The following is a 7,050-nucleotide window of genomic DNA, read 5'->3' as shown; positions in this document are numbered from 1 at the left end:
TAAACCCTGATTACGAACAGTTGACTCTTTTAGTAACCCAGGCGCGTCATGCAAGCTTTAATGATTTTTACCAACAATTTGCCCTGCTGGCATTGCATGATGGCATGAAGCTCACCTATTTTGATACCACCCTTGATGTAACCACCCAACAACAATTGCGTCAATTTAAAAATGCGTGCATTGAACACGATGCCTCCCTTATCAGCCAGGTGCAGTTACCCTTAACCGCAGCGCAATTAGTAGCGCTTGCTCAAAAACCACGTAAGACAATGAGCGAGTCCAGGCAGTATAAAAAACAGCAGCTTATTGAGTTTTATAATCTGTCAGAACGAGACGAAGCATCCATTACTGCCCTGGCGAATATGGATAATGATGGGCGCTTTAAAAAACAAATCTTAGCCCTGGAGCTTGCTTTAGGCGATACAGAGCTTGCGCAAAAACGATTTATTGCCCAACTTGAAGACGGATCACAATTTGCAGCGGATTTAACGCATTTTAGTACCTTGCAACTGCTTTATAAAAAAGTGCTGGAAACACTGCATTTAACCTCAACCCATCAGACCTTAGCGCTTCACGATTATCAATACACCAAAGACACCATTCTTCACAGTGGTTTTATAACCTGGATAGAAGAACATCGCGCCATTCTTCAAGGGCTCATCTCCATTCCCTCCGCCCAACTTTTGCAACGCGACCCTTTGCGCTTTCTTTCCATGCTTCTTAGCAAAATGGGTTTAAAACAAAAGAGGGTCGGGAAGGCCGAACATGGACTTTATCATCTGGATATTGAACGCATTAACCTGTTAAATGCATTGATAATGCGTCGTGCTAAGGGTCTTGCTGGTATTTCAGCGCCACTGGATACCTCAAATTGCCGCCTAAAAGAGCCGTCAACCACTGAGTTTTTTATTGAAACATTCAAGAAAATAAAGCGGTTTTTCACGCGAGACAACCCTGATATCCCCATATTTGCTTAAATTTTTAACTAAATTTAATCTGGAATGCCTTTAGATAGGCAGAAACCTTATCGCACCTTATAAATAAGCGTTTAATTTTAATTCAATATGTTAGTTTTAATCCATCAATAAGAATGAATTAAAGAAACTATAGTCCTCATTTGGTTAATGTAACTCTATGTTCAAGGAATTTTTTTGGGGAACACTTAAGCCTGGGAACTCTATATATAAAGCCTTCACTGTTCCCAAGAATAAATGCTTTTGAAATACAGCCCATAAGGTTACCCACAATTTCTGTGGATAACCGTGTGGGGTAAGTAAGGATAAGAACAATAAGTGACATCCATAGTTGATGGAATTGAACCAATGTTGAAGACAAAAGGGCTTCAACGCGATGTATTGCTTATATCACCGCGACCTGTATCGGGCTGTGGGTAGGAAGAGCATCACATAAAGGTTCATTTTTAATTGCATAAAATCCATTAATACTGGCTTTCCCTATAACGCCACTCTCCCTGGCCGCTGACGTTGATTGACGCTGTCCTTTTATACGTTCTAAACAAATCAAGTGTTGTTCTTGTTCGTCTAGAAGGGATTTATGGCGTTGATTGTCCTGTTCAAATTGACGAGTAATCAGTGCAAGTTGATGCTCTGCCTCGCAAATTCGCGCCACAATTTTATCAAAACTGAGTTCTTTATTATTGAGAAAATCTTCTAATCGCTTATGAAATGCTGAGCGAGTTGCTTCATCGGCAATAACGACATGAGACAAGGAGACGACTGTTTCATTGAGTATTTTAGATAACGTATTGACTTGTTCCAGCTCCTTTGCAAGTTCTTCTTTAACGGCATTCAAGGCATTGATTTCTTCCGTCAATTTCTTTTGTACGGTGTTGTACTCTGCAATGACTCTATCGAGCTCAACCTGTGTTTGTTTCAAGAGTTCAGATTGTTGAACAATGGTGTTGTTCAAGGTATTAATGGCCTGTTGTAATTGTACGATTGTGAGCCGCAGCATTTGTTCTGATTGAGTCAGTTTTAGTATGGTATCTTTTAACGTGTCTATGTATTCTCTTAATTGACCAATGGAACTGTTGAGTCGGTCAATTTCGGTTTGAAACGATTTGATGTCCTTCGCTAGCTGTTCCCGCAACCCGTCTAAAGAGAGCGTCACTAAGGCCATCAAATCCGTTACATTGGAAATTCCTGATTTTAATTGTTCGGTGTTGTGGCGGGTGTGTTCCTGATGATTATCAAGCAGCATAGAGCTTGCACTGTAGACAAGAGCGCTCACTAGTCCCAGAGTGATGAGCACCGTCGCATGAGCCAAAATTCCCACGATTAAAAATGACAGAGTAAGACAAACACCTGCCGCAATTTTTTGCCATAGCGGGACTTTATTCCAATAGAGAGCGGCTTCTGAAAAGATGCTGAGGTTTTTCGCGTATACATCAGTAAGGCTCAGCACATGTGTTTTGATTTGTGCCAGCTTTTTTTTCGTGTTATTTATCTGCTCCTGATGAAGCAGCTCTGTATGTTTGTTCTTTTTTTGTTGGTCAGATTCACGTTCTTCTGATGCGTTTTGTGGTGCTGTTAACCCATGTTCCATTTTTTGATACGTCATGATTAGTCCTTACAACGAATACATCTTACCTAATTAATTAGGTGTTTTGGTGCGTTTATTGGTTATGATTTAGTTTGTTCCATGTCATTAAATGGGGTATTTAATGGGATTGAAGTATGGGATAAGCACTAGATTTTAATTGATGTTGAGTATATTGAATGGTTTTCATTACCGCGTTTCCTTGTAGTGTGGTTACATCATTCAGCCGAGTTTTTTCCTGAAACGGCTAAATTATGCGCATTCTATCGAATATACCTGGGGTAGTCATCTTTTTTCTTTTAAGCCCTGATAAAAATACCGAGAGTATTCACCACTTATTTCGGAATAAGAAATCAAGAATACGTTCGTGCATAGGGAACAATGTATCATTCAAGGTGTATTCCTTTGCAGCCAGCCTTCAATATAGGTAATGGTTTCTTCAATAGTACTTACTGCCTGATGATAGAGCGCATCAAATAAGTCACGTTGTCCGCTTTTCCAGTAGCGTTCAACATACTGACAGGCGTATTTCATGCGCGTTGTTCCTACATAAACTGCGCCTCCTTTGATTTTGTGAGCCGTTTGTTCAACGAGTGAATAATCACCTGCGGCGAAGGCTTTTTTCATGCGTGTCAAATCAGCAGGAAGTTCTTGAGTCATTAAGGTCAATAATTCGGTTAACATCTCATGGGTTCCACAGTTCTTCAACGCTTCCTCACTGTTTAAGATGAGGAATTGTGATAATTGAAACATTTCATCATCACTGTCGGGCAAGTCTGTTCTCGCTGTTGCAGATTTTACTGTTGCTGTTTCATGTCGTGCGGGAATAAATGATTTAAGTATGTCTATGGCATGCGCTTGAGTCAGTGGCTTGGTTAATACTGCATCCATTCCAGATTCAATGCAACGCTTCCTGTTTTCATCACCACCATGTGCCGTGAGCGCAATAATAGGAGTGTTCTTTAATTGAGTGGAACTCGTTCTAATGTGCCGGGTGACCTCATATCCATCCATGTCCTCACCTAAGCCTATGTCCATAAAAATCAGATCGTAGTGGTTTTCCTTGCACAATGACAAAGCATCAGTGCCATTGGATGCAACAGTAACAGCGCATGAAAGCTGGGTTAATAATGCTTTGGCTACAGTCTGAGCAATATAATTATCTTCCACAACCAAAACCAAAGCCGTTGCTTTATCCAATGGTATTGAGGTGGGCGACGCTTTGGATTGTTGGTGCTTAGCCGGAGTCATATACACCGTTTCAACCTTTATATCTTCGTGTTCATCAATGCCTGAGTCATCATCGAGAAGTGGTTCTTGGAGAGGAATAAGGCAGGTAAAACAAGTTCCTTTATGTGGTTCGCTTTTGACGTAAATTTCGCCTTCCAGTTCATCTATAAATTGTTTTACCACATAAAGCCCTAACCCTGTTCCTTTGTAAATCCCCTGATAGGACGGAGTCAGTCGTTTAAATTGCAGATAAATTTCCTGCTGTTTGTCTTTGGGAATACCCATGCCAGAATCCGTCACGGTCAGTTTAATGACTAATTCGCGCGCTTCTTTTCTAGCAAGAGCCACATCTACGGACACATGGCCACTATCGGTGAAGTTAAGGGCATTACCAATTAATTCAAGAGCGATTCGGTGGATTCGAATTTTATCCCCAATAACAAATGAGGGGAGGTTGGTATTCACGGTTAGAGATAAGTTTAATTTTTTTTCATGAGCACGCGCCTGGTTTAGGGCAATGACCTGATCGAATGTCTTCTTCAGGCTGAATTTACGTTTAAGCAGAGGGATTTCGCCGGAGCTTACTCTGACTGCTTCAAGAACTTCGTCCATTAAATCCAATAATGCATGGCTTGATGTGATGAGATTGTCCGCATATTCTTTAATGCGTGGCTCATTTGAATCGGATTTTAAAATCTCCGAAAATCCTACAATTCCCGACAGAGGTGTGCGGATGTCGTGGCGCATGTTGGTGAGAAATTCAGTTTTGGCTTCACTTGCTGCTTCGGCTGCTTTTTTAGCTTCGATGAGTGATTTCTGTAATTGCTCTATCTCTGTGATGTTAATTGAAACGCCTAAAATTCCAACAAGTTCATTATTTTTATTCTTTAGAGGCACTTTTTGAGATAAAAAAGTGGTTTGAATGCCGTTGACCAATCCTGCTTCTTTTATAGTAACGGGTTCTCCAGATTTCATGACTTGTGTGTTCGTCTGGTTAACTGTTTCTGCTATTGCTTTCCATGGCATGTCGTTATTTGTTTTTCCAGCAATATCTAATCTGTTCGTAAGCCCGATGTTTTTTGCGTGCTCCAAATTGCATCCAAGGTACTGATTGTTCTTATCTAACCAATACACATGTCCAGGAATATAGTTCATCATGTCATGATAAAAAGACAATTCCTCTTCGAGTTCACGAAGACGCTTTTGTAATGCACTATGATCCGGAGTATTGGGTGTTTTTGTCATTTTTAGTATAGAGTGGCGTGTATCAATAATGAATTAATTATAGTTCATTTTCATCCAGTACCATTTCTTCCAGTTTCGCTATAGATAAATCATGGAGTTGATAATTAAGTACTGAATCACAAAAAACGTGATTTAGAAATATAAGACCTGGATTTTCCAAAACACATCCTTCCTTTTGAGCGAAATAAGCATGTTGATTAAACTCTTCCCACTCTTGTGCGATATGAGGTTTTAAATCGTCAGTGCTCTGGATCGCTTCTTTATAAATACAAGGAGTGTCTCTTAAATTACCTGAAAATTGAGGGTGGGCAGCAAAATTAGCCAAAAGAATTTGCATTAATGAGTGTTGGTTTAAACGATTTAGGAACGCTGATGGGGCTTCTGCTGTATGTTGGTAATCAATAACCCCTTCGCAAATAATAGCTGTTTGAGATTGATCGTTGAACTGTGTTGTAAAACAAAATTCCTTTTTATCCAATGAGGGCATGAAACCTAAAATAAGTTCATCATGATAGTGATGTTGCACATATCGAGAGAGCCTGATTATTACTGGAGTATTATCTTGTAATGCGCTTAACAGAATGACTTTGGCTGTTGCGTATTGTGGGAGGTAGCTTCGTTTGTGATCATCATAACGAGTTACTAGTAGTTGATTGAGAATCTTATTGCTACATAGTTTGCTTTTCTTTTGAATAAAATGGCAGGACATCGCAGAGAGTTCTTTTTGAGCGCTGGATACCAGCGATTTGATTTTATTATGAACCAGACCCAGAGCATTTAATGCCTCCAGGCATGTTTTTTCTTGTAGCATAAAAGATGTGGATGGAAATTGTTTTTTAGTTAATGTCAGTACATGTGACAAAAAAACAAATTTAATATCAAAAAGAAACGATTCATCCAAATCAATAAATAGATGGTGTTCTTGAAGATACTGTTCAATCGTTTGTTTGGTATGTCCGCTAATCGGAGGTAAGGTATTCATTTTTTCCAGGAGTTCTTCTATGGCCTGGATAAGTACATCCCATTGATGCCAATTACTGTTTTTTTGGTACTTCTGAACCATTTGCCATAGAGTAAATGCCCTGATATGACACGCATTCTCACAGACTAGTGGATCAAGCGCATACAGCTCGTTGTTTTTAAACAGTTGGGCAGATTGCTGACATAGTTTAAAAAGGTTTGCCAACGTCTCTTTCGGAAAATTAATTAGTTTATGAAGAAAGTCTTGAGGGAAAATAGAAATGAGGTTTGGTGGCATAATGTATCATCCATAATTACACGGACTTGCATTGTACATAAAATGCACACATAAATCAATTGGACAGCATAACCGATGAGTTTATTGTAAGCGCTCGGTAAAAATCAACGTTCAGTACCTATCCAGCCAAAATAAGCAATGGTACTCATTCAATACCAACAGTACTTTAGTTGTTTTGTGACCATAATGAACGGTATTTGACATGAAAATTTCGAATGGATAAAATGTGGCCATTTTAAAGGATTTTGTATCAAATGAACGTGTTAATTTTCCTTCTTTCTCTATTAGTTACAGGCACGACGATTGCAGATAAGCCAAAAGCGAACCCCATATCCAATAAAATTTCCATTTTGCTTTCAGAAAAAACAAATTTTAGTAAAAAAAATAATCGTAAATTAATCGCTTCCTTATTGCTAAAGCAATTGACGCAATTAGATTCTCTAATACCGTATAATACTCCTGCAGAACGTTCTTGGTTAGAAAAGGAAAAGGTACAATCGAATAAACGTAGTAAACGATATCTTCATATGCTTGATAGCGCTATTTTTGCTAAATGGTGGTTGAAGGATCGTATTTCTGTCACCAGTGACTGGTTAAAAGAAAATCAATCAGATAATATAACTGAAAAACAGGAAGCCTTAAATTGGATCGCTATAATTTATACCTTAACACCTGAGTTAGATATGTTTAATCAAAGCTTAGGAAGGCGCCGTCAATTTAACTTTTTATGACGTAAGCAAAGAGAGCTTGGCGAATTT

5 protein-coding genes are annotated in these 7,050 nt (G+C 39.1%); 2 read left to right on the top strand and 3 right to left on the bottom strand.

Going from position 1 to position 7,050, the window contains the following annotated elements; translation table 11 throughout:
* Positions 1 to 977: hypothetical protein (locus tag Q0495_RS09330; RefSeq protein ID WP_298625279.1), on the top strand; the 977-nt coding region annotated here is incomplete at its 5' end.
* Between the two features lie 382 nt (positions 978 to 1,359).
* Here Q0495_RS09330 and Q0495_RS09325 read toward each other — a convergent pair.
* The 3 genes from Q0495_RS09325 to Q0495_RS09315 form a co-directional block, all read right to left on the bottom strand.
* Positions 1,360 to 2,580 (bottom strand): hypothetical protein, encoded by a 1,221-nt coding sequence (locus Q0495_RS09325; RefSeq protein ID WP_298625277.1) that lies wholly within the window; start codon positions 2,578 to 2,580, stop codon positions 1,360 to 1,362.
* Between the two features lie 369 nt (positions 2,581 to 2,949).
* Positions 2,950 to 5,034 (bottom strand): response regulator, encoded by a 2,085-nt coding sequence (locus tag Q0495_RS09320; protein WP_298625275.1) that lies wholly within the window; start codon positions 5,032 to 5,034, stop codon positions 2,950 to 2,952.
* Positions 5,035 to 5,071: 37 nt separating this feature from the next.
* Positions 5,072 to 6,292, bottom strand: a complete 1,221-nt coding sequence (locus tag Q0495_RS09315) for a hypothetical protein (protein WP_298625273.1) — start codon at positions 6,290 to 6,292, stop codon at positions 5,072 to 5,074.
* Positions 6,293 to 6,546: 254 nt separating this feature from the next.
* Here Q0495_RS09315 and Q0495_RS09310 point away from each other — a divergent pair, with 254 nt between their 5' ends.
* Complete coding sequence (locus Q0495_RS09310; RefSeq protein ID WP_298625271.1) at positions 6,547 to 7,023, top strand: hypothetical protein; 477 nt, start codon at positions 6,547 to 6,549, stop codon at positions 7,021 to 7,023.
* The last annotated feature ends 27 nt before the right edge of the window (positions 7,024 to 7,050 follow it).

The sequence above is a fragment of the uncultured Legionella sp. genome (assembly GCF_937871865.1).
GTDB lineage: Bacteria > Pseudomonadota > Gammaproteobacteria > Legionellales > Legionellaceae > Legionella.
The sequence above is the reverse complement of the archived record's forward strand: the minus strand, read 5'-3'. Positions and strand labels throughout refer to the sequence as shown.